Origin of the sequence: Veillonella parvula, from assembly GCF_018378075.1 — a bacterium.
In the GTDB taxonomy this organism is placed as follows: domain Bacteria; phylum Bacillota; class Negativicutes; order Veillonellales; family Veillonellaceae; genus Veillonella; species Veillonella parvula_K.
On record NZ_JAGZYE010000011.1, the window covers coordinates 14,327 to 36,282 of the forward strand.

General features: G+C 39.4%; 26 protein-coding genes. 23 read left to right on the forward strand and 3 right to left on the reverse strand.

From position 1 onward, the window contains the following. Both KH286_RS08905 and KH286_RS08910 read left to right on the forward strand, forming a co-directional pair. A complete protein-coding gene (locus KH286_RS08905; RefSeq protein WP_008715751.1) occupies window positions 1-768 on the forward strand; it encodes a dihydroorotate dehydrogenase electron transfer subunit in 768 nt (255 codons plus the stop codon). Continuing rightward, window positions 768-1,718: a dihydroorotate dehydrogenase gene (locus KH286_RS08910; protein ID WP_278617839.1), complete on the forward strand. Its 951-nt coding sequence runs from the start codon at window positions 768-770 to the stop codon at window positions 1,716-1,718. The genes KH286_RS08905 and KH286_RS08910 overlap by 1 nt, the downstream gene beginning before the upstream one ends. Before the next feature lie 188 nt (window positions 1,719-1,906). Here KH286_RS08910 and KH286_RS08915 read toward each other — a convergent pair whose 3' ends face one another. Then, complete coding sequence (locus KH286_RS08915; RefSeq protein WP_004695545.1) at window positions 1,907-2,797, reverse strand: LysR family transcriptional regulator; 891 nt, start codon at window positions 2,795-2,797, stop codon at window positions 1,907-1,909. Window positions 2,798-2,992: 195 nt separating this feature from the next. On the opposite strand from KH286_RS08915, the gene KH286_RS08920 reads away from it, so the two are divergent. Beyond that, the gene (locus KH286_RS08920; protein WP_004695548.1) at window positions 2,993-3,178 is read left to right on the forward strand and encodes a hypothetical protein; all 186 of its coding nucleotides are present in this window, start codon (window positions 2,993-2,995) and stop codon (window positions 3,176-3,178) included. Between the two features lie 23 nt (window positions 3,179-3,201). On the opposite strand, the gene KH286_RS08925 is transcribed toward KH286_RS08920, so the two are convergent. Then, window positions 3,202-3,855: a YigZ family protein gene (locus tag KH286_RS08925; RefSeq protein WP_215675935.1), complete on the reverse strand. Its 654-nt coding sequence runs from the start codon at window positions 3,853-3,855 to the stop codon at window positions 3,202-3,204. A 411-nt stretch (window positions 3,856-4,266) separates the two neighbouring features. Here KH286_RS08925 and KH286_RS08930 point away from each other — a divergent pair, with 411 nt between their 5' ends. Then, window positions 4,267-6,441, forward strand: a complete 2,175-nt coding sequence (locus KH286_RS08930) for a heavy metal translocating P-type ATPase (protein WP_120055757.1) — start codon at window positions 4,267-4,269, stop codon at window positions 6,439-6,441. 207 nt (window positions 6,442-6,648) lie between these two features. Next, complete coding sequence (locus KH286_RS08935) at window positions 6,649-7,176, forward strand: ECF transporter S component (RefSeq protein WP_008603416.1); 528 nt, start codon at window positions 6,649-6,651, stop codon at window positions 7,174-7,176. Between the two features lie 188 nt (window positions 7,177-7,364). Here the strand turns inward: KH286_RS08935 and KH286_RS08940 are convergent, their stop codons facing one another. Next, window positions 7,365-8,690, reverse strand: a complete 1,326-nt coding sequence (locus KH286_RS08940) for an FAD-containing oxidoreductase (protein ID WP_278617840.1) — start codon at window positions 8,688-8,690, stop codon at window positions 7,365-7,367. A 299-nt stretch (window positions 8,691-8,989) separates the two neighbouring features. Between KH286_RS08940 and ylxM the strand changes: the two genes are divergently transcribed. The 18 genes from ylxM (at window position 8,990) to ruvB (ending at window position 21,955) form a co-directional block, all read left to right on the forward strand. Next, window positions 8,990-9,325 carry a YlxM family DNA-binding protein gene (gene ylxM / locus KH286_RS08945; protein WP_004698456.1) on the forward strand — a complete coding sequence of 112 codons (336 nt, stop codon included), beginning with the start codon at window positions 8,990-8,992 and terminating at the stop codon, window positions 9,323-9,325. Beyond that, complete coding sequence (gene ffh, locus KH286_RS08950) at window positions 9,315-10,667, forward strand: signal recognition particle protein (RefSeq protein ID WP_012864101.1); 1,353 nt, start codon at window positions 9,315-9,317, stop codon at window positions 10,665-10,667. Before ylxM ends, ffh begins: the two co-directional genes overlap by 11 nt. Window positions 10,668-10,727: 60 nt before the next feature. Further along, complete coding sequence (gene rpsP / locus KH286_RS08955) at window positions 10,728-10,991, forward strand: 30S ribosomal protein S16 (RefSeq protein ID WP_004695565.1); 264 nt, start codon at window positions 10,728-10,730, stop codon at window positions 10,989-10,991. A gap of 21 nt (window positions 10,992-11,012) precedes the next feature. Continuing rightward, window positions 11,013-11,240, forward strand: a complete 228-nt coding sequence (locus KH286_RS08960; RefSeq protein WP_004695567.1) for a KH domain-containing protein — start codon at window positions 11,013-11,015, stop codon at window positions 11,238-11,240. Between the two features lie 14 nt (window positions 11,241-11,254). Beyond that, window positions 11,255-11,662 carry a YlqD family protein gene (locus tag KH286_RS08965; protein WP_004695569.1) on the forward strand — a complete coding sequence of 136 codons (408 nt, stop codon included), beginning with the start codon at window positions 11,255-11,257 and terminating at the stop codon, window positions 11,660-11,662. Then, a complete protein-coding gene (gene rimM / locus KH286_RS08970) occupies window positions 11,662-12,159 on the forward strand; it encodes a ribosome maturation factor RimM (protein ID WP_004698509.1) in 498 nt (165 codons plus the stop codon). Before KH286_RS08965 ends, rimM begins: the two co-directional genes overlap by 1 nt. Before the next feature lie 120 nt (window positions 12,160-12,279). Next, the gene (trmD, locus tag KH286_RS08975) at window positions 12,280-13,095 is read left to right on the forward strand and encodes a tRNA (guanosine(37)-N1)-methyltransferase TrmD (protein ID WP_278617841.1); all 816 of its coding nucleotides are present in this window, start codon (window positions 12,280-12,282) and stop codon (window positions 13,093-13,095) included. After that, window positions 13,092-14,138, forward strand: coding sequence for a DUF4178 domain-containing protein (locus KH286_RS08980; RefSeq protein ID WP_278617842.1), 1,047 nt, complete (start codon window positions 13,092-13,094; stop codon window positions 14,136-14,138). The genes trmD and KH286_RS08980 overlap by 4 nt, the downstream gene beginning before the upstream one ends. 44 nt (window positions 14,139-14,182) lie before the next feature. Further along, window positions 14,183-14,755, forward strand: coding sequence for a hypothetical protein (locus tag KH286_RS08985; protein WP_105087066.1), 573 nt, complete (start codon window positions 14,183-14,185; stop codon window positions 14,753-14,755). Between the two features lie 14 nt (window positions 14,756-14,769). Beyond that, on the forward strand, window positions 14,770-16,077 hold the full coding sequence (locus tag KH286_RS08990) for a glutathionylspermidine synthase family protein (protein ID WP_278617843.1): 1,308 nt from the start codon (window positions 14,770-14,772) through the stop codon (window positions 16,075-16,077). 102 nt (window positions 16,078-16,179) lie between these two features. Continuing rightward, window positions 16,180-17,250 (forward strand): hypothetical protein, encoded by a 1,071-nt coding sequence (locus tag KH286_RS08995; protein ID WP_128114277.1) that lies wholly within the window; start codon window positions 16,180-16,182, stop codon window positions 17,248-17,250. Window positions 17,251-17,260: 10 nt separating this feature from the next. Then, window positions 17,261-17,692 (forward strand): DUF350 domain-containing protein, encoded by a 432-nt coding sequence (locus tag KH286_RS09000; RefSeq protein WP_021147921.1) that lies wholly within the window; start codon window positions 17,261-17,263, stop codon window positions 17,690-17,692. A gap of 11 nt (window positions 17,693-17,703) precedes the next feature. Beyond that, window positions 17,704-18,264, forward strand: a complete 561-nt coding sequence (locus tag KH286_RS09005) for a hypothetical protein (protein ID WP_024060984.1) — start codon at window positions 17,704-17,706, stop codon at window positions 18,262-18,264. Between the two features lie 58 nt (window positions 18,265-18,322). Beyond that, entirely contained in the window at window positions 18,323-18,895 is a 573-nt protein-coding gene (locus KH286_RS09010) for an RNA methyltransferase (protein ID WP_024060983.1), read from the forward strand. Window positions 18,896-18,904: 9 nt separating this feature from the next. Then, a complete protein-coding gene (locus KH286_RS09015) occupies window positions 18,905-19,642 on the forward strand; it encodes a YebC/PmpR family DNA-binding transcriptional regulator (protein WP_004698429.1) in 738 nt (245 codons plus the stop codon). A gap of 203 nt (window positions 19,643-19,845) precedes the next feature. Continuing rightward, window positions 19,846-20,340: a crossover junction endodeoxyribonuclease RuvC gene (gene ruvC / locus KH286_RS09020; RefSeq protein ID WP_004695586.1), complete on the forward strand. Its 495-nt coding sequence runs from the start codon at window positions 19,846-19,848 to the stop codon at window positions 20,338-20,340. Next, window positions 20,340-20,948, forward strand: a complete 609-nt coding sequence (gene ruvA / locus KH286_RS09025) for a Holliday junction branch migration protein RuvA (protein WP_105087070.1) — start codon at window positions 20,340-20,342, stop codon at window positions 20,946-20,948. The genes ruvC and ruvA overlap by 1 nt, the downstream gene beginning before the upstream one ends. 2 nt (window positions 20,949-20,950) lie before the next feature. Further along, window positions 20,951-21,955: a Holliday junction branch migration DNA helicase RuvB gene (ruvB, locus tag KH286_RS09030; RefSeq protein ID WP_004695590.1), complete on the forward strand. Its 1,005-nt coding sequence runs from the start codon at window positions 20,951-20,953 to the stop codon at window positions 21,953-21,955. Window position 21,956: the final 1 nt, after the last annotated feature.

Below are 21,956 nucleotides of genomic sequence, written 5' to 3' on the forward strand. Positions count from 1 at the left end.
ATGAGTGGCTATGTAGAACAGGGCGAAGTCGTTCGCAATGAGCAAATAGGCTCTGATGTGTGGATTATGGATGTTCACGCACCAAAACAAGCAGCAGAAGCAAAGGTAGGACAGTTTTGTAATGTTCGCGTAGCGGATTCTACGGCACCATTGTTGCGCCGCCCTATTAGCTATGCTGGATTTGATGCCCGAAAGGGTACGATTACCCTTTTGTATCGCGTCGTAGGCAAGGGGACTGAAATTATGACACGTCTCGTGCCTGGTGATACATTAGATTGTTTAGGTCCTTTGGGCGAACCGTTTGTAACATCTAATAATATGCTTCTCGTTGGCGGTGGCGTTGGTATTGCACCGATGCTATGTATCGCATCCCATTTGCAAAAAGATGAAGAAGCACAAGTTATTCTTGGTTTTAGAAATGAAAGCGAAACCTTCTGGGCTGATTTATTTAAAGATACGCCTGTTCAAGTCCACATCACTACTGATGATGGTAGCGTAGGTACAAAAGGCTTCCCTACAGCAATCATGCCTGACCTAATTAATGCTAATTCGTTTACCTCTGTTATGACTTGTGGTCCTATGCCTATGATGAAAGGCGTAGCACAAGTGGCTAAAGAACTCAATGTGCCATGCCAAGTATCTTTAGAAGAGCGCATGGGATGTGGTACGGGCGGTTGCTTAGGTTGCGCTTGTGATGGTGCCGGTGGCAAACGTTATAAAGTTTGTAAAGATGGTCCTGTATTCCCAGCTGAGGAGGTGTTCTTTTAATGCGTGAACGCGATTTAAATAACACCGTTACGCCTAATCCAAAGCTCGCCATCGATTACTGCGGGATTAAGATGAAAAATCCTATTATCGCCGCATCTGGCACCTTTGGCAATGGCCCTGAGTATGCTGGGTATTTAGATCTTAGCAATGAGATAGGAGCTATCTCCGTAAAAGGTTTAACACCTAAGGGGCGTCACGGAAACCATGGAACTCGTATTGCAGAAACACCATCTGGCGTATTGAACTGTATTGGCCTTGAAAATCCTGGGGCTGAACATTTTGTTAAAGAAATTCTGCCGGATATTAAGAAATATGATGTACCTTTATTAGCCAATATGTCTGCGGGCACAATTGATGAGTTTACTTGGATGGCAGAGACGTTATCTGTAGATGGTATTGCAGGATTAGAAGTAAACGTATCTTGCCCAAATGTAGAATGTGAAGGCATGGCCTTTGGTGTAGATCCAAAGGTCGTTGAATCAGTAACTAAAGCGGTTCGTAAGGTAACGGATAAACCTGTTATCGTTAAGCTTTCACCAAATGTAACAGACATTGTAGAAATCGCAAAAGCCGTTGAAGCAGGCGGTGGCAATGGGGTAAGTCTAATTAATACCTTGTTGGGCATGGCTATAGATATTCACCGTCGTAAGCCTGTATTGGGTAATACTTACGGTGGATTATCAGGCCCAGCCGTAAAGCCTGTGGCTCTTCGCATGGTTCATCAAGTTTATAAAGGGGTAACTATTCCTATTATTGGTCTTGGTGGTATCATGACTGGCACAGATGCTATCGAATTTATGATGGCAGGGGCGCAAGCCGTTCAAGTTGGTACAGCTACGATGGTAGATCCAACAGCAATTTCACGTATTACCCGTGAAATGAGCGAATATGTAGAACAATATAATCTTAACAGCATCACTGATATTGTAGGTGCTGTTCATCAAGCTTAATAAAATCATATCTACGGTGAACTTAAGCAACCATAAGCATTGCCGTAATGTAAGATCTGATACAAAAAGACCTAGTACAAATTGTACTAGGTCTTTTCTTATGTATTGTATTGGCATCTATAATCAAATAGGTACCAATCATATGAGCTGTTAATGTCATAGTATGGTAATAGTATGTACAAATATGATTATACATAGGCTTTGTAAAAGTCAATAAATTGCTGTGCTACTGGGGAAAGTGCATGGCCTTTAAGTGTGATAAAAGCTTTTTTGAAATCCCCCGAGAATTCTGGCAATTTGATGCGGGCCATTTTGCGATGATTAATGAGTTCCTTAGCGTCCATTGGGACTAAAGAAACTGTACGACCAGAAGAGGCCCACTCAATAGCTGAGCTTTTTGTTGTAGTTATAGCTACCGCATTAAGTTGCTCCATATCTGTTAAGCTAGATTGCATAATCATTCGAACAGAGCCACCAGAAAGGGATAGAGGACATTTTTTTATGTCTTCCCACGTGATGGTATCATGCTCACGATCTGTCCAGAATACATCACGACGGAAAATAGCGTATAAATGCTCTTCTTGGGTAAGCAGGATATCGAATTTATCGATATCTACCATTTGAATATTGGCGATACCTAATTCGGCGCTACCGTTGATGAGTTGGGTCACTACATTTGTCATAAGTCCTTCATAAATTTCAAAATGGACAGATGGATATTTCATGGAAAAAGCTGGTAAATATTGCTGTACGATTGGCGTTGAACGAGATGCAGACGTCGCAATACGTAAAGTACCTTCAATGCGTGAATTCAATTGTTGTACAGCATTATATGTAGATTCTTCAATAGAGCAGAGTTGTTGTGCTTTTTCGTAGAAGATTTTACCAGCATCTGTTAATTGCAAGTTTGATCCTCGTTGGCCGCGTTTAATGTTGATTAATTGAGCCCCAAATTCAGCCTCTAAATATTTCAACTGCTTACTTAACGCTGGTTGTGTAATATGAAGAATCTCTGCGGCCTGTGTCATATTGCCCGTTTGAACAAGGGTAATAAAATTGTGGTAGTAAGATGTATCCATAGAATCTCCCTATTATACACATAATATGATAAATAAAAATTATAACGAACTAAGTAACGGTCATTTCACATTTAATAAAATGCTATATATACTAAATTCAACAAAGTAATAGAAAGTAAATTGAGTTTTAAAAAATCTTTCTATACTTATCACAAATTTTGATATACAACAAGAGTTAAGAAAGTAGGTACTACTATGGGCGTGGTAAAAAGAACCTTAGGTCAAGCAATTCGTAATTGGGAAGCACGTAGATTAATGACGGCTCGTAATAAAATTAGCCGGAAAAAACAATTAGAACGAGTATGGCCTTATCCTATGACTAAGGAAAAACGTCGTGAACTCGGTCAAGGCATAGCCGGTTTAGTTAATAACGGCAATTAAAAGTTTGGAATCTACTAACTAGATTAGTTATCTAGTGGTAGTACCACCTCAATAGAATCTAATACAGTACAAGTAGCAGCTCCATGACTTATGTCTTGGAGCGCTTTTTGTATGCGCTCTACATCAGTAGGTGGTATTAGAATTGTAATGTCTACATATTCACCAAAGCTTGCTTCATAATGTAAATTTTCGTCCTGTAAATATCTTTCTACTGCTCCATACAGCGAATAGTCAATCTTTGCTTGTACTCGGGTTCGTGTTGTATGTAGTTCTTTAGGGGCAAGACGTAAGGTTTCCGCAACAGAGTGTGAATAGGCCCGAATCAAGCCACCAGCGCCCAATTTAATACCTCCAAAATAACGCGTTACGACGACGGCTACATTGGTAATGCCAGTCTTTTTGAGTACTTCTAGCATTGGTTTACCTGCTGTACCTGATGGTTCTCCATTATCGGAAGATCGTTGTTGTTCTTGCTGTGGGCCTAATGCATAGGCTGTACAGTTATGGCGCGCATCCCAGAATTCTTTATTGATGCGGCTTATAAAGGTTTGGGCTTCCTCTTCAGTCTTGCAAGGATATACAGTTGTTATAAACCGTGATTTTTCAACAACATATTCATGGCGAAATTCTTTTGCTAGAGAAATAAATTCCACCGTAGGGCTTATTGATTCAGACATATATTCACCTCCTTTGGAATCAAAGTTTATGTTTATTCATCATCACTTTATTATAATCTATTTATGAAGGCTATGTATAGGTAAAAGAGGTTAATTCCCTTGTAAAAATGAAATAACCCTCTATATTTGGTAGGATATTGACGTAATGAGAATTTATGTTATTATTAAATATAGATATATGAGTAGTTACTCATGAAATATGTTCAATATTGAAGTTTTAGAGTATATTAAACATTCTTAGTGAACCTGTTTATGGCTATTTTATTTACAATAAGGTATATATCATTTTTATAGACCGATGTTTAGACGTATATTTAAGTATATAGATACAAAATATAGTACGGATTTGTAATAATATAGTAAGTTGTAAGATAAGATATATGTATCTACAGAGTAGAAAGGCCTGTGAATATGAGCGTAAAAAAACAAGAATTTGATATTACAGGTATGCACTGTGCAGCCTGTGTAAAACGTGTTGAAAATGTTGTTTCTAAACTTGATGGCGTAGAATCTGTTAAGGTTAACCTCTTAACTCGAAAGGGGAGCGTTGAATATAAAGACGGGGCTGCTGTAGATTCACAACAGATTATTGATGCCATTACGAATATCGGCTTTGGTGCTGCAGAAGCAGACGAAACAAAGCAAGAAATAGAAAAGGTTAACTTAAAACCTCATATTATACGACTTATTATTGCTGCTTGTATGGCGGTACCGATGATGATTAATATGACCTTACATCGATTTGGTATTCAGGCATTGCCTGTATGGGTAGAGTTTGTTCTTGCTACTATTGCTCAGTTTGGTCCTGGTCTCATGTTCTATAAGAGCGCCTGGAGTGCAGTGAAAAATGGGGCGCTTACGATGGATGTACTCGTAGTAATGGGCACGACGGTAGCTTATCTATTCAGTATCTATAACTGGCAATTTCACCCTGAATTAGGCCCTCATGGAATATATTTTGAAACCTCTGCGTGGCTCATTACCTTTATCCTTCTTGGTAAACTCTTAGAAGAGATTGCAAAAGGCCGTACCTCCGAAGCACTTCAAAAATTGATTGCCTTACAACCTGCAACGGCTCATGTGTTGCGTGATGGAGAATTTATTGATATCCCTACATCTAAGGTGGTAGCGGGTGATATTTTACAAGTTCGTGCAGGTGAAAAGATCCCCGTTGATGGCACGATTACTGAGGGATATTCCACAGTAGATGAGGCTATGCTGACCGGTGAAAGCTTACCGGTAGAAAAACAAGTTGGTTCTGAAGTTATTGGTGCTACTATAAACCTAAGTGGTGCTTTTACCATGGAAGCCAAGCGTATCGGTTCCGATACGATGTTGTCTCAAATTATCAAGGTTGTAGAAGAGGCACAAACCTCCAAGGCTAGTATTCAACGTATTGCAGATATCGTGGCTCAATATTTCGTACCGACCGTTATTGGCCTTGCTGTTTTGACAGGTCTTGTGTGGTACTTCATTATGGGAGATTCTATTAACGTTGCTCTCATTAATGCAACAGCGGTACTGGTTATCGCATGTCCTTGTGCGCTTGGCCTTGCTACACCAACATCTATCATGGTTGGGTCTGGCCTTGGTGCGGAACACGGTGTGCTCATCAAGAGTGCAGAATATCTTGAAAAAGCGGGTAAACTCGATGCCATTGTTATGGATAAAACCGGTACCCTTACACAGGGTGTATTGGATGTGACGGCTTTCAAAAATTATAATGGTGATGAAAGTACTAATATGTCTATTATGATGGCTCTTGAAAGTGGTACATCTCATCCGATTGCAAAGGCCATGGTTTACTATGGTGAAGATCATGGCTATAAAGGTAAAGCTGTTGAACTTGAAAGTTTTGCTGATGTACCAGGTAAAGGGTTACAAGGTGCATACCAAGGCGTATCCGTACAACTTGGGCACAGTCGTTGGATGAATGAACTAGGTTATGATTTAACAGCGGTTCAAGAAGATATTTTACAATTTGAAGAACAAGGTGCTTCCGTATCTGTTCTAGCTGTAGATGGCGTTGTTAGTGCTTTGTGGGCTGTAGAAGACGAATTACGTCCAGAAACTATTGAGGTTGTAAAAGAGTTACATGCTCAAGGTATTGATGTATGGATGCTTACAGGTGATAATCGTCGAACTGCTCAATATATTGCTAAGCAAGCAGGTATTACTCATGTTATAGCTGAAGTATTGCCTCAAGACAAGGCTAGTAAGGTAAAAGAATTACAAGATAAAGGTCTTGTAGTGGGGATGGTTGGTGACGGTATCAATGATGCTCCTGCTCTCGTTACGGCAGATATTGGTTTTGCTATTGGCAGTGGTACAGATATTGCGGTAGAAGCAGCCGACATCGTCCTTGTACGAAATGATTTACATACCTTGGTACAAGCAGTACGACTCAGCCGTAAGACAATGACCAATATTAAACAAAACCTATTTTGGGCATTGATCTTTAACTGTATTGGCATTCCTTTGGCCGCTATTGGTGCGTTAAATCCTATGATTGCTGGTACAGCGATGGCATTTAGCTCTGTTACAGTTGTAAGTAATTCACTTCGTTTGAAACGAGCTAAAATTTAAGATTATACATATAATTGAATACTATAAAGCACCTATACAGAGGTATAGGTGCTTTATTATATCTACAGACATATAGTTAAGTATATATTTATATCTTATATTGAGACGTGAAATGAATATTTAATTCCTACGATAATGGTGTTTTTAGACGGCTTATGATTTGTTATACTGAATATAGTAATTGATTTAAAAGAGAGGTTCATGATTATGAAATTAAGTACTCGAGACATTGTCTATATTGGTTTTATTGCCGCGTTATGTGCAGTGGCTACTACAATTCGCATTGAAATACCAGGTGGCGCTATGGTTCATTTAGGATCGGCTGCACTCTTTACAACATCTATACTTTTTGGTGGATTATATGGAGGCTTGGGTGCGGCAATTGGATCTGCACTATTTGATCTCTTTGGTGGTCATACACAGTACATCGTATTCTCTTTCTTTATTAAAGGAATTGCAGGACTTATCGTAGGTGGTATGACTGCAGGCTATTTGCCACCCTCTATTACAAAACCAACTGCATCCTTTGGTCGTATTTTAGTAGCCCTTATTATTGGTGCTGTTTGGACCGCTTTTGGCTACTTCCTTGCGTGGTGGTTCGTTCTTGAAAGTGCGGTCGTGGCGGCTAGTAAAATTCAATACTCTTTGATTACAAGTGCCGCAGGAATTGTGGTTGCTATTGTATTAACCCCTAAATTACAAACGATAGTGCGCAGATTGTTTACTAAAAATTAATTGCTACAATGTCTTAGCATGTTTTAGTTAGGCACTGCTAAAAAAGCTATAATAATCTGATACATTGATAAATAAACTATCATATCGATAAATACAAAAGCCTTTAGTTGCTAAATTAGTTTAGCGTCTAAAGGCTTTTTGGTTAGGTTATTATTTTATAATTAGTGATTGTATTAGCTATTAAATTATTAGAAATTACAAAGGTCGTTTAAGTTTTCTGCCATTGTAGGGTGTGTGAAGATTTGATTTTTGAAATATGTATATGGAATGTTATTATCCATAGCCATTTTAATTAAGTTAATCAATTCTTCTGCGCCTTGGGAATAGAGTGTAGCGCCCAGGATTAAGTCGTTATCCGCATCCACAACAATTTTAAAGGCGCCTTTTAAATAGTCGTTTACATGTGCTCTAGGCATGGTAGCTACGAGCATTTCTTTCGTTTTAACCGTATATCCTTGGTTGATTGCATCTTCTTCTGTAAGACCTACACGAGAAAGTGGAGGTGTTAAGAAGGTAGTATAAGGAATATTTTTACGATCTTTTAAGGTATACTGGCTGTTACCAGTAAGTGCGCCAAATACGATACGGAAGTCATCAAGAGATATATATGTGAATTGAGGACCACCGTTTACATCACCGACTGCGTATACACCAGGGACGGAGCTTTCACAAGTATCATTAACTACAATAGCACCGCGTTCGTTAGTAGCGATGTCCGTATGTTCTAAACCAATATTAGCCGTATTGGCTTTGCGACCTGTAGCGTATAGAACAGCATCAAAAGTGTAGTTTTGATTATTAGTGGTGATAACTGGTTTGTCTCCATCATTGGATACAGATTCTAATGTTACATTATTAAGAATGGTAATGCCTTGTTCAGTTAAGTACTCGTTAGCTAGTTCTTGAACGATAGGTTCTTCGCGTTTTAAGATGCTAGATTCGATGTTGAATACAGTTACCTTAGCACCAAGTTTTGCATATAGGCTGGCAAATTCAAGACCGATAGGACCAGCGCCGATAACACCTAATGTACTAGGTTGAGTAGGTAATTGTTGAATTTCTGTACTATTATAGAAACCTATAGCCGTATCAATGCCAGAAATATTAGGTTTAATCGCTACAGCACCAGTGTTTATAACGATAGTGTCAGCAGATAATATAATCTTATCCTCGCCAGCGGTAACGGCGATTTCTTTATTGCTAATAAATGCACCATGCCCAGTATAGACATCGACATGTTCATTTGTATCTAACATACCGAAGTTTTTATTGCGTAAGCGAGATGTAACAACTTCACGTTGGTTTAATACTTGATCGTATGATAAGCCTTTTGATGCGGCAATGATCATCGTCTTAGTAGGGATACATGCGATATTAATACATGTACCACCGTACATTAGAGGATTTTCTTCAATCATGGCTACAGATTTGCCCATAGAGCCAAATTTTGCGGCTAAGGTTTTACCAGCTTTGCCGAAACCTAAGACGATAATGTCATATTGTTTGGTATTCATACAATACCTCCTATCTTTTATATTGAAAATATTAGATATTGATATTATAGCATATTATTATAAATATAAAAGTAGAAATTAGAATTAATTAGCATTGATTATGAATTAAATTTGTCTAGAATGATTATGTTAAGGTAGTCAATTAGTTTATTGGTTTTTTGTTAAAGGGGATGAGATAGCTTGTATATCTGTGATTATATCAATAAATTAAGTGTGTTAAGTATTTCTACTTGACACATTTCTTTATGTACGGTAGTATATGTAAAGTAATATGACTTGACAGTGATGGAGGTGGCGAAATGGAAGAACGAGTGCTCATAAGTTTGCTCTTAGATTTCTATGGGCCATTGTTGACGGACAAGCAACGCATGTCCTTACAACTTCACCACGAAGATGATATGTCCCTTGGCGAGATTGCTGAGGAATTAGGCGTATCACGACAGGCTGTACACGATAATTTACAGCGTGCTCGACACATTTTAAATGATTACGAATCAAAATTGCACTTGGTGGCACAATATGAACAACGGGAAGGCTTGCTTTCACAGTTGAAAGCAACATTGCCTAAAGAGGTGTTGTCCGAAACTAAGGTGCAACAAGTATTGGCGCAAATGGAGGGATATTATGGCATTTGATAGCTTGTCAGAAAAACTGCAAGAAGCCTTTCAATCCTTAAAGGGGAAGGGCAAAATTACAGAAGATGATGTCAATCTTGCGTTGCGTCAGGTACGTACGGCTCTATTAGAAGCGGACGTTAATTTTATGGTAGCGAAGGACTTTGTTAAGTCCATTAAGGAAAAGGCCCTCGGTGAAGAGGTGTTCGGTTCCTTGAATCCAGCTCAAACGGTTATTAAAATCGTAAATGATGAGTTAACGGCTCTCTTAGGTGGTACACAAAGTCGTATCATGATTTCTAGCAAGCCACCAACGATTATTATGCTCGTTGGTTTGCAAGGTGCTGGTAAAACCACAACAGCTGGTAAACTAGCTGTATACTTACGCAAACAAGGTAAACGTCCGATGCTTGTCGCTGCCGACGTATATCGTCCAGCTGCGATTACTCAGTTGCAAGTTGTAGGTAAGCAAATTGATATTCCAGTATTTTCGGATGAAACACCTGGTGCAAATCCAGTAGATATTGCGCGTCGTGCCGTAGAGCAAAGCACGCATATGTTGAAAGATGTTGTTATTATCGATACAGCAGGTCGTTTGGCAATTGATGAAGTCCTCATGGATGAGTTGTCCAATATCAAAGCTGCTGTTCGACCTCATGAAATTCTACTCGTTGTAGATTCTATGATCGGTCAAGATGCGGTAACAACAGCGCAAACATTTAATGAAAAATTAGGTGTTGATGGTGTTATCCTTACTAAACTTGATGGTGATGCGCGCGGTGGTGCTGCATTATCTATCAAAGCTGTAACAGGCTTGCCAATCAAGTTCACTGGTGTGAGCGAAAAAATGGATGGTTTCGATGTATTCTATCCAGATCGCATGGCTTCTCGTATCCTAGATTTGGGCGACTTTAAAACGTTGATTGAAAATGTTCAAGGTGCCATCGATGAAGAAGAAGCTCGTGAAATGGCAAAGAAAATGGCTAAAAACAATTTCACTTTGGATGACTTCTTAAAACAGATGAACCAGGTGAGAAAGTTAGGGCCATTACAAAATATTATTGGCATGTTGCCAGGTATGGGGCAAATTAAGGACCAATTAAAGGACCTTGATTTGAATAGTAAAGAGGTGCGTCGTATTGAGGCTATCATTACATCCATGACGGCGGCAGAGCGAGAAAATCCAAGTATTCTTAATGGTTCTCGCCGCAAGCGTATTGCATTAGGTTCTGGTACACAGGTTCAAGATGTAAATCGCTTGTTGAAACAATTTGAAGAAGCGCGGAAGATGATGAAGCGCATGCAAGGTTTACGTGGCGGTAAGGGCGGTTTCCCTGGAATGCCTAAATTGCCGTTTATGTAATACATGGGCAGGGGCGCTGAACTTGTCCATCCACATCAGTATAAGGAGGTGAATTTCACAATGTTAAAAATTCGTTTGACTCGTTTAGGTGCTAAAAAAGCTCCTTTCTACCGTATCGTAGTTGCTGACGCACGTGCTCCACGTGAAGGTCGTCCTGTTGACACAATTGGTCAATATGATGCTACTAAACAACCAGCTATCGTTAATGTAGACGAAGAAAAAGCTTTGGCTTGGTTAGCTAAAGGTGCTCAGCCTACTGACACTGTTCGCTCCTTGTTCAAAAAACAAGGCGTTATGCAAAAATTTGCAGACGCTAAAAAGTAATTAATAGAGAGGCATACTGTGATGATAGAATTAATTTCATTAATTGCGAAATCATTAGTGAAGCAGCCTGATGCCGTTTCTGTTACCATGGTCCAAAAGGGGAATGTGGAAGTTTACGAACTTCATGTAGCCCCAGAGGATATGGGTAAAGTCATCGGAAAGCAAGGTAGAATTGCTAAAGCGATTCGCTCTGTGGTGAAAGCGGCGGCTATTAAAGAGAACAAAAAGATATCTGTTGATATTGTTTAAAAGGGAGTATTCCAATGGAAGAAATGACATTACGTGTCCCTGTAGCAGTAAAAGCAAAAGTAACAGACGACTTGAAAGCGAAAATTGTATCCGATCTTGAAACTCGCCTTGATATGGTAAATAAAGATTTGGAAGCAATTGAGTTTCAAGCCCAACGTATTTTGGCTGATGCAGCTAAAGTTGATGCTACAAGTCTTACTGCTATTCGTCAACAAATCGACGAAGAAAAAAATAAACGCTTGGCTTTCAAAGAAGAAGTAACAGCTAAATTGAAGGATGCTAAGGAGTTGTCTTTAGGAACTGAAATTCCTCAAGGTACATTAGAGCAAACAGTTACCGTTAAAATCGGGGATAATTTGGATGCCTTGATGGGCGCTGAAATCCTATTAGAAGACGGTAAGATCGTTGCGTTTCGTCAATAATGAAGCATAACGATTTCATCACAATAGGTGTTATCATCGCCCCGCACGGTGTGCGGGGTGATCTTCGTATTATGCCTCAAACCGATTTTCCAGAACGGTTTATGCATATGGATGCCTGTTACATCGATGGTAAAGAATACCACGTTGCATCCGCACGATTTCACAAGCAATTTGTTTTAGCATCTTTTAAGGAAATTCCTGATCGCAATACGGCTGAACTATTCAGTAAGAAAGCAATTCAAGTTCGTCGTGAAGATTTAGTGGAATTGCCAGAAGGTCGTTACTATATTTTTGATATCATTGGTCTTGAGGTACAAGATACTATGGGTAACGTGCTTGGCACAGTTACTGATGTATTACAACCTGGTGCTAATGATGTATATGTGGTCTCCAAAGATGGGGAACCAGATCAATTATTTGCAGCCATTGAAGAGGTCGTTAAAGACATCGATGTGGAAAATAAATTGATGATCGTAGATCCGCCTGAATGGATATAATCCTTTGGGCGGTTTTGTTTTATCTACATATAGGTATATTAGCGTAAAAGTTATATAATATAGCTATATATAGATAATACTAATGGGTTAATGTGAGTTAATAAGTACAGGGGACGGTTTATGCGTATTGATATTGTATCTTTATTTCCAGATTTTTTTGATGCGTTTTTTAATCATTCCATCATAAAACGAGCTATTGAGACAGAACGTCTATCTGTGGGTGTAACGAATCCTCGAGATTTTAGCCATAATAAGCATGGCCAAGTAGATGATACACCATATGGTGGTGGGGCTGGTATGCTCATGATGGCACCTCCTATTTTTGAAGCCGTAGAATCCGTTATTGCTCAATATGATAGTGATATTAATGATACTTATACCACAGATGAAATGTGTGATGAAATGAGTCTTATTGGTAATCCTAATGAAAGTATACGACGTCGTATTATCTTTATGGGACCTACAGGACAGCCTTTTACACAGGAGAAGGCTCGTGAATTGGCTAGCTATGATCAAGTGGTCCTTATTTGTGGTCACTATGAAGGTGTAGATTATCGCGTAGAGAAACATCTTGTAGATGAAACGATTTCCATTGGTGATTATGTATTGACCGGTGGTGAGTTGCCAGCCATGGTAGTTACTGATGCAGTGGCTCGCATGATACCTGGTGTATTAGGTGCGGCCAGTGGGGCACAAGAGGACTCTTTTTATGAGTCTCTTTTGGAGTGCCCGCAATATACAAAGCCTCCAGAATTTAGAGGGTGGGCTGTTCCAGATGTATTGCGCAGTGGCCATCATAAAAATATTGCCGCATGGCGTCAAAAGGAAGCACTAAAACGGACACGATTATTACGGCCTGATTTATTGGAACGACCATTAACAAACGAAGAAGTTAAGCTTTTAAAAGAAATTATTGCAGAAGAGCCTGAGATATGAATTTTAAGTGTTATGATGTTGTAGAGATTCAGGGAAAACGATACGTAGTCGGGGAGGTCATTTCTTATCAAGAGTTTATCGTTGATAAAACAATACGTTATGATCTTAATGATGAAAATTATAAAAAAGAACTAGGTGTTTCCAAAGGAGCTCAGTCTTGGACCGAATATGGTCTTATGCCCGTTAATGGGACGGATAAAAAATGGCTTACCATTGTAAACGGTGAAAAAGAATATTGCACTTTTTCTGAAACAGTTTTACGTTCAACCCCTCCTGCAGGATATAGACTACATGATAAAGGTATAGAACGTGTCGTAGCTGTGGAGGGGCAATCGAAGGCTAGAAGTGGCGACGAAGCAGATTATAAAGAATATAGAGCGGTTCAAAAGGATAAGACCTTTGTATTTTTTATAGAGAACTGGCGTGGTGGTTTAACAGATCAGGCTCAAGGCGAACGGATTCGTTTGTCTGATATACATCGACGGAGAGATCAGGCTGCACAAGTGGCGAGTAAAAAAGTGCGAAATGCAGCGCGTAGAAAAGAATGGACTCAATTGGGTCTAAGTTGGGGAATTATTTTACTCTTTTTGGGGTATTTGTTTATAGGAGATTTGTCTTGGCACGAGCTTCGTGATGAAGTGGGCTTTCCCTATACTATGGAGGAGCGCATTAAGGATTCCTATTATTATGAATCACAAGGTACAAAAGACGGTTTAAAGGTGTATACGTCAAAACAAGATCCTAATGCAACGGCTATCGATCTTATCGATGCCGTGTATGGCAAGGTTTATACCATTAAACAAGACACAAAGTCTCCAGAGAAGTGGATTGTTATTTATACAACGAATGAGGTATCCGTTATTAGTACGGTTAATGATACTACTTATGTTGAGGTCGGATCGCTTAAAAATTTGCCTGATTCAGAGGATACACGATTAGCGAATATTAGAAACGACAGTGACATATTGTTGCGGTATGCGTATATGGTGGAATTAAAGAATAAGCAGGGACGTCAGACTTTATTAAAAGAAATAAAAGATTGAAATAGTATTGATTCCAGTCACGAAATCAAACGAAGGAATATTTTATGTATGAACCAAGTAAGAATACTGTTTACATAGCCATAGCCTTTACATCTATAGCAGCTCTAGTAGGCGCTTATTCGTATTGGGATGATGTTAGCTATGCCCTATGTGATGTGGTTAAACCAGAATTAAATAATGGTGAAGTACGGCTCGTTGATGATGAAGGTAAAAGCTATACCTTGATTAATCATGGTGATGGAAAAGAAACGGCACTTTATGATGATGCTGAGAAGTCTGTTACCTTTCATCGCGATGAGAAAGGCAATATTATATGGGATGCAGGCTTAGCCAGCTTGATTCCGACTCTGGCTGTAGGGTATTATGCGTTTCATGGATTTTCAGCCCCAATGGCATATATGGATGCACCAAGTATGACTTATCGCGTTACGTCGCCTCTTACACCTTTTGATGCAAATACAGGCGCTAGTAAATCTAATAGTGAAAGAGTGGCTAGAACTATTAATGAAATGACTAGAAATCGTTACAATACTAAAACGAGTAATCGAGCACATAGAATTGGTGAAAAATATGGCTTTGGTAGTGTAGGCGCCCGAACTTCAAGCGGGACCTCCTGATGAAAGGATAAACAATGAAATCCTATATTGATGAGCTGGATAGAAATATATTTAATTTTGTGGAATATGAAGGATATGATGATCGGTATCCTTCATTGTCTATGCAGGCCTTTTCATCCGACTTTTACGATGAAATTCGCCATGCTTCACGTAGATTATTTCAAATATTTTGTAAAGCAGCAAAAGTATTTCAAATGGCACCAGATGACTTTGCTCGAAATATGGATATGCCAGACAATTTAATTTCTTACTTACATAAGTCTAATGCCTTAGGTTTACCGACGTGGTTATCTCGTTTTGATTTTGTTCTCGATGTAAATGGCAATTTGCGCATGGTAGAACTTAATGCGGATACGCCATGTTTTCTCATTGAAAGCTATTATGCCAATGAAATTGCAGCTAATTATGTAGGACGAAAACATCCTAATACAGAATGCCGAAAAGAATTACATACATTTTTAAAGCGCATGTATGATGCTGTTTTATCTGCTAAGTATGGTAGAAATCAATATAAGTCTATGCTGGCAAATAGAGAAAGACTACGTAAGGATCCCTTTGTATTCTCCTGCTTCCATGATTATTTTGAAGATTACGGAACAACACAGTTTCTTATGAATGAGCTAAAAACGGCCTGTCCTGAGGCTGACACGCGCTTTATATCCTTTTATGATATGAAGATTGATGATGAGGGCATTCCTTTAACAGATGGTAGTCATGCGACTCTATTGTATCGATTACATCCCATGGAGCTTTTGATTGATGAGCGGACGCCTGATGATGAACCTTTGGGTGAGATGTTCTTAGATCTTTACGAGGAGAATACATTTGCTCTTTTTAATCCTCCAGAGTCAATTATTTTACAAAATAAATCCTTTATGTCCTTAGTATATGCATTGTATTTAACAGATCAATTTTTTACGAAACCAGATCGAGATATAATCGAACAGTATTTGGCACCATCCTATTTTGAAAATGACTTTTCCGCTCTTGATGATGGACTTTATATTCAAAAGGAGATTTGGGGCCGTGAAGGAAGGCATGTACAAGTTGTTCAAAAACGTGGTGATACATCTGAGCTTTACATGGAAAAGCTAGTTGATAACTATGATGATATCATCTGTCGCGACAGTAAAAAGGTTATGTATCAAGACTTTATACAGCAGAAACGTTTTACTCATACAGTGGATTGTGGAGAGAAAGATGGATTTTTAACCTTATCCTGTTTTATGCTTGGTGATCAAGCTTCCGCGGTAGGATGCCGTTTTTCTCCAGAAGAGATAGCTGGTACAGAAGCATACTTTGTACCATTATTAATAGAGTAAGCGAAATATTATGAAATTTGTGACCATATAGTATGGGCAAACGAATGATAATAGGTGTATTTAGCAGCAGTCGTGCTTATGTCTACTTTAGCGAGGGTGCGTATGGAGTTTAAATGTTATGATGTCTTAGAGGTTCATGGCAGCCGCTATGTAATCACTGAGAAAATTAAATACATAGAGATTATTCCAAAAGCAGATAAGGAACAATCCTATAGGGGCCAGCCGTCTATGACAAAATCACCAGGTGATTATTGGCATGAATATGGACTGGAGGCTGTTGAGGGAATTGATAAGATATGGCTAACTATTGAGTATAATGATAATGAATGGTGTACCGTATCTAGAACATCCTATCATACACGGCCAGGTAAGGATTTTACATTACATCAAATCGGATTAGAAAAGGTTGTCGATGTCGATGGTGAAAGTGGTGCCTCCGTAGGGGACCGCGCAGGATATCGAGAATATCAGCTGCCTTGTGAAGGTGGTGCTAGTGTATTCTTTGAAGAAGAGTGGTTTGAAGGTAAAAAAATGTTTGCCGAAGGGTCACGAGTGCCTTTAGTGAATATTCGCCTTTGTAATGATGCAGCTGCTCAAGCCATTAAGCAAAAGATGCGTAACAAATTTATGAAAAAGAGGTTTGGCTCTATTGCTGTTGGTGTGGGGTATACTGTACTATTTTTACTATTTCTGTTTTGGTCGGACAATGATTTGTCTTGGCATAGTATACGCGCTATGTTTGGAGTGCCTTATACGGCAAAAGAACATATGCATGACACATCTGCATATTATACAAAAACAGATTCGGATAGTGACTATGTATACACGTCTACACTAGATCCTGTTAGCACCGCATTAGACTTGATTGATTCTGTGAATGGTGATATTAAGAATGAGCGGGATAACTTAGAAGAGGGACATGAAGTTATTGTATTTTATTCTGGGGACTTGGTGTATATCATTACCAATACGGATGGACAAACTAAGGTTAAGGTATGTGAACAATCAAAATTGACACAAGAGGATTGGAAAATTATTGATCGTACATTAATCAGCTCTCATATACTCGATAACTATGCGACCATGGTTCGCCTAGGGGATAATACGGGACGCGAACGATTGTATCCTACTACCAATTCTGGCAACACATCCAATACAAAATTATATTATTAGGAGGCTTATTATGATTTATATACCAGATGTATTATTGACAATTTTTTATGCTTGCTTTGGCATTATACTGATGTTAACGGCGAATACGGTTATCGATTTCTTCGTGCCTGGAAAATTTAGTGAAGAAATTAAGCGTGGTAACTGTGCTGTGGCGTGGCTTTCAGCGGGATCATTTATCGGTATCGGTGAAATTTTGCGCGCTGTTATTATGTCACCAGCCGTGACTACAGCTGATACTTCTTTGTTACATGGTATCGTAGCCAGTGTTGTATATGCTGTGCTTGGTATTGTATTATTTGTTACTGGCTATATGTTTATAAATATTTGGCATCGTAAATATAAATTATCCGAAGAAATCATGAGAGGTAATACAGCGGCAGGCATTCTTGTGTTTGGCATCTTCGTAGGTCTTGCCCTTGTTATTAGCGGTGCTGTGCACTAAGGGAGTGTTCTATGTATAAGCCAAGTAAGAAAACCATATACCTTACAGGTGCTTTCGCTGCCGTTGCTGGTCTTGTAGGTGTATATTCCTACTGGAATGATATCTCCTATGCTGTGTGCGACAAGGTTTACCCAGAAGCCAATGAAGGAGAGGTTCGATTAAAGGATAATCAAGGAAACCGATATTCTTTATTAAATCATGGTGATGGTAAAGAAACAGCCTTATACGACGATAATCGATCCGTTACCTTTCACCGAGATAATAGTGGCAATTTGGTGTGGGATGCGGGGCTAGCAGGGCTCTTACCAAGTATTGCTGCAGGATATTATATATTTCACGGTTTTAATCCACCTACTGCGCGCATGGATGGACGAACCATGACATATCGCATAGCAGCACCATTACAAACGTATGAGGAGCCCTATGTATATACCGCATCAGGGTCGAATGTACATAGCGCTATGGGGCGGAGCCTTTATAGAAGTTATGAACGCAATAGAAGCAAAAAGGCGTCTTCCATAGGACAGAAATCTGGATTTGGTAGTGCTGGTGCACGGTCTAGTGCTTCATAATGGATATGATGGCAATGTATGTTAATGAAGATTAGTTTAGAATTTAGGAGATATAGTATTGGCTAATTTATATATCGGACTTGTTCATTATCCTATTATGAATAAACATAAAGAGGTCATTACGACGGCTATTACAAATTATGATATACATGATATTGCACGAGCATCTATTACCTATGATGTGTCTAAATATTTTGTCATTCATAATATTCCAGCTCAACGTGAGTTGGTAAGTACGATTATGGAACATTGGAAATCTGGATTTGGCTCTACTTATAATCCTGATCGCAAGGATGCTTTCACAGGTGTGGAATTGGTAAATTCAATTGCGGTAGCGGTGCGAACAATTGAAGATATAGAAGGGACGAGACCGATTGTAGCTACAACAGATGCTCGCACCTATGATAATACGATTTCCTATGCACGGATGCGTGAACATCTTGAAAATGAGGGGCGCCCTGTGTTAGTATTATTTGGTACCGGTTATGGTATGACAAAAGAAACGATGGAAAGCTTTGACTATATTTTAGAACCTATATATGGCCATGGTGAATACAATCATTTATCCGTGCGTAGTGCCGTATCAATCATCTTAGATCGGCTGCGGGGCGAAGCATGGTGGAATAAATAGGAGGCGTCTATGTCAGGACATTCTAAATGGGCAAATATTAAACATAAAAAAGGTAAAACTGATGCATTAAAAGCTAAATTGGCTACAAAAATCGGTCGTGAAATTACCGTTGCAGCACGGATGGGTGGTGCAGATCCAACTGGTAATATGCGTTTGAAATTGGCTTTGCAAAAAGCTCGTGAAAATAATATCCCTAAGGATAACATTCAACGTGCTATCGACAAAGGTATCGGTGCTACGGACATGAATGCATATGAAGAAATCGTATACGAAGGTTATGGTCCTGCCGGTGTTGCCGTTACTGTTGAGGTGATGACCGATAATCGTAATCGTGCTGCTGCAGACGTGCGCCATGCATTCTCTAAACAAGGTGGTAACCTTGGTGAAAGCGGCTGTGTAGGCTGGATGTTCAAATCTAAAGGCGTATTTGTTATCGATAAAGAAGGTCATGATGAAGATGAGGTAACTATGCTGGCTCTTGAAGCTGGAGCAGAAGACCTTAAGGCTGAAGATGATGTATTTGAAATTTATACAACACCAGAGGATTTTGATGCAGTAGAAGCAGCGCTTGCTGATGCGGGTATCGAAACTGTAGTAGCTAAAATCACGATGATTCCAGATACAACGATTGAGTTGACTGGTGATGATGCTGTGAAAATGCAGAAAATGCTTGACGTATTGGATGATCTTGATGATGTACAAAACGTATATCATAATGGTATTTTGCCGGACGATGAAGAAGAATAATAATAAAGGGGGCACTCTATGGGGTGCTCCTTTTCTATTGAAATTAAACTCGGATATTTATTAATGTTAAGAAAATTAATATGTCTCATATATAATTCATAGGGGAATTCATGAACTTCGATGTGAAATTATGCTATAATAAAATAGATTATGTAATGGAGGTAGGCGGTAGCTTATCTCATTTTTAAACTAAGGGGGTTGGGGTGCGAATTATAGGAATTGACCCAGGCACGGCTATATGCGGGTACGGCATTATTGACGTGAAGGGTAGCAAACTAACACCAGTAGCCTATGGGGCTATTACAACTCCTAAGGAATTAACTGATTCACAGCGACTGGAAATTCTATTTAATGATCTTAGTGATTTATTGGAGGAATATAGGCCTGATAAGTTCGGTGTGGAGGAATTATTTTTTAACCGCAATGTAACAACAGCCATTAAGGTAGGGCAAGCACGTGGTGTTATTTTATTGGCTGCTGAACAACAACGGATTCCTATTTATGAATATACACCATTACAAATTAAACAAGCTGTCACAGGTTATGGTAAAGCTGATAAGAATCAGGTCATTTATATGACGATGAATATTTTGGGGATTCGTGAGAAAATTAAGCCTGATGATACGGCAGATGCATTAGCTGTTGCTATCTGTACGGCTCATAGTTCTCACAATGATAGATTAAAGAGGTTGGTATAATGATAGGGTATGTGCGAGGTATCGTAACACATCTTTTTAAAGAATCGTGCTATGTTGATGTACATGGCGTAGGGTATCGCGTATATGTGCCGACCACTACGCGTCAACAGCTGATAGAGGGCCATGAGGCGACGCTATTCACGTATCTTAATGTACGAGAAGATGCGATGCAACTTTATGGCTTTTGGACGGAAGAAGAATATGAGTTGTTTATACTCCTCATTTCTGTTTCTGGTATCGGGCCCAAGGTGGGGCTTGGCATCTTGTCAGGCATGACACCTGAGGCTTTCAAATTAGCGATTATCAATGGACAGGTACAGCAATTAACTAAGTTACCTGGCATTGGTAAGAAGTCTGCGGAGCGACTTGTTTTAGAGTTAAAGGATAAAATCGCTAAGATGACACATATTTCTTCGGAATCACCTGCGACTATTCAGCCTATTGGCGTTGCTGCAAACGGTGCTGCAGGAGAAGCTATTGAAGCCCTCGTATCCTTAGGATACTTGGAACGGGATGTAGCAGATATTGTAGAGTCTTTAGATGATGGTAAACGTGATGTATCTGAGTTGATAAAAGTCAGCTTAATTGAGCTTGGGAAAGGACGATAAGGATGAATGAGGAAGTACGCCTTGTCGGCAATGGCGAGCACGAAGAGGATATATGGCAATATAGCCTTCGACCTAAGCTTTTTAATGAGTATGTAGGTCAAGAAGAGGCTAAAGGTAATCTAAATGTGTATATTCAAGCTGCAAAACAGCGTGGGGAAGCATTGGATCACGTGCTGCTCTATGGGCCTCCAGGCCTTGGCAAGACAACATTAGCAGGGATTATTGCAAATGAATTGGGTGTTAATTTTCGTATAACTTCTGGTCCGGCTATTGAAAAGTCTGGTGACTTAGCTGCAATATTAACAAATTTGGACGACCATGATGTATTATTTATCGATGAAATTCATCGCTTGTCTCGTAGTGTAGAGGAAGTGTTGTACTCTGCTATGGAAGACTATGCTATTGATATTATCATCGGTAAGGGCCCAAGTGCTCGAACTGTGCGTATTGACTTGCCAAAATTTACTTTGGTAGGTGCCACGACTCGAGCGGGTGCTTTGGCAGCACCATTACGGGATCGATTTGGTATTATTAATCGGTTGGAATATTATAAACAGCCAGAGTTAGAATTTATTGTGTCTCGAGCCGCAGAAATACTTAATATTGGTATTGTGCCGACTGGGGCAAGCGAAATTGCGCGTCGTTCACGAGGAACACCGCGTATCGCAAATCGTCTGCTTAAACGGGTACGCGACTTTGCACAAGTCATTGGTGATGGGGTTATCACTCAAGAAATTGCAGACGAAGCATTACAACGTTTATATGTAGATAAAATGGGACTTGATCGAATTGATCGACGTGTGTTGGAATGTATTATTGAAAAATATGATGGCGGTCCTGTAGGGATTGATACCATTGCGGCGGCCATCAGCGAAGAGAGAGATACCATCGAAGATGTGTATGAACCATATTTGATGCAATTAGGATTTTTAGGACGCACACCGCGTGGGAGGGTAGCTACTAAATTAGCCTATGAGCATTTAGGTATTTCACAGACAGGGAAATAAC

Bases quoted from the DNA above. Each gene is read 5' to 3' on its own strand.
- KH286_RS08905 (WP_008715751.1), top strand. From the start codon at position 1: ATGAGTGGCTATGTAGAACAGGGCGAAGTCGTTCGCAATGAGCAAATA.
- KH286_RS08910 (WP_278617839.1), top strand. From the start codon at position 768: ATGCGTGAACGCGATTTAAATAACACCGTTACGCCTAATCCAAAGCTC.
- KH286_RS08915 (WP_004695545.1), bottom strand. From the start codon at position 2,797: ATGGATACATCTTACTACCACAATTTTATTACCCTTGTTCAAACGGGC.
- KH286_RS08920 (WP_004695548.1), top strand. From the start codon at position 2,993: ATGGGCGTGGTAAAAAGAACCTTAGGTCAAGCAATTCGTAATTGGGAA.
- KH286_RS08925 (WP_215675935.1), bottom strand. From the start codon at position 3,855: ATGTCTGAATCAATAAGCCCTACGGTGGAATTTATTTCTCTAGCAAAA.
- KH286_RS08930 (WP_120055757.1), top strand. From the start codon at position 4,267: ATGAGCGTAAAAAAACAAGAATTTGATATTACAGGTATGCACTGTGCA.
- KH286_RS08935 (WP_008603416.1), top strand. From the start codon at position 6,649: ATGAAATTAAGTACTCGAGACATTGTCTATATTGGTTTTATTGCCGCG.
- KH286_RS08940 (WP_278617840.1), bottom strand. From the start codon at position 8,690: ATGAATACCAAACAATATGACATTATCGTCTTAGGTTTCGGCAAAGCT.
- ylxM (WP_004698456.1), top strand. From the start codon at position 8,990: ATGGAAGAACGAGTGCTCATAAGTTTGCTCTTAGATTTCTATGGGCCA.
- ffh (WP_012864101.1), top strand. From the start codon at position 9,315: ATGGCATTTGATAGCTTGTCAGAAAAACTGCAAGAAGCCTTTCAATCC.
- rpsP (WP_004695565.1), top strand. From the start codon at position 10,728: ATGTTAAAAATTCGTTTGACTCGTTTAGGTGCTAAAAAAGCTCCTTTC.
- KH286_RS08960 (WP_004695567.1), top strand. From the start codon at position 11,013: ATGATAGAATTAATTTCATTAATTGCGAAATCATTAGTGAAGCAGCCT.
- KH286_RS08965 (WP_004695569.1), top strand. From the start codon at position 11,255: ATGGAAGAAATGACATTACGTGTCCCTGTAGCAGTAAAAGCAAAAGTA.
- rimM (WP_004698509.1), top strand. From the start codon at position 11,662: ATGAAGCATAACGATTTCATCACAATAGGTGTTATCATCGCCCCGCAC.
- trmD (WP_278617841.1), top strand. From the start codon at position 12,280: ATGCGTATTGATATTGTATCTTTATTTCCAGATTTTTTTGATGCGTTT.
- KH286_RS08980 (WP_278617842.1), top strand. From the start codon at position 13,092: ATGAATTTTAAGTGTTATGATGTTGTAGAGATTCAGGGAAAACGATAC.
- KH286_RS08985 (WP_105087066.1), top strand. From the start codon at position 14,183: ATGTATGAACCAAGTAAGAATACTGTTTACATAGCCATAGCCTTTACA.
- KH286_RS08990 (WP_278617843.1), top strand. From the start codon at position 14,770: ATGAAATCCTATATTGATGAGCTGGATAGAAATATATTTAATTTTGTG.
- KH286_RS08995 (WP_128114277.1), top strand. From the start codon at position 16,180: ATGGAGTTTAAATGTTATGATGTCTTAGAGGTTCATGGCAGCCGCTAT.
- KH286_RS09000 (WP_021147921.1), top strand. From the start codon at position 17,261: ATGATTTATATACCAGATGTATTATTGACAATTTTTTATGCTTGCTTT.
- KH286_RS09005 (WP_024060984.1), top strand. From the start codon at position 17,704: ATGTATAAGCCAAGTAAGAAAACCATATACCTTACAGGTGCTTTCGCT.
- KH286_RS09015 (WP_004698429.1), top strand. From the start codon at position 18,905: ATGTCAGGACATTCTAAATGGGCAAATATTAAACATAAAAAAGGTAAA.
- ruvA (WP_105087070.1), top strand. From the start codon at position 20,340: ATGATAGGGTATGTGCGAGGTATCGTAACACATCTTTTTAAAGAATCG.
- ruvB (WP_004695590.1), top strand. From the start codon at position 20,951: ATGAATGAGGAAGTACGCCTTGTCGGCAATGGCGAGCACGAAGAGGAT.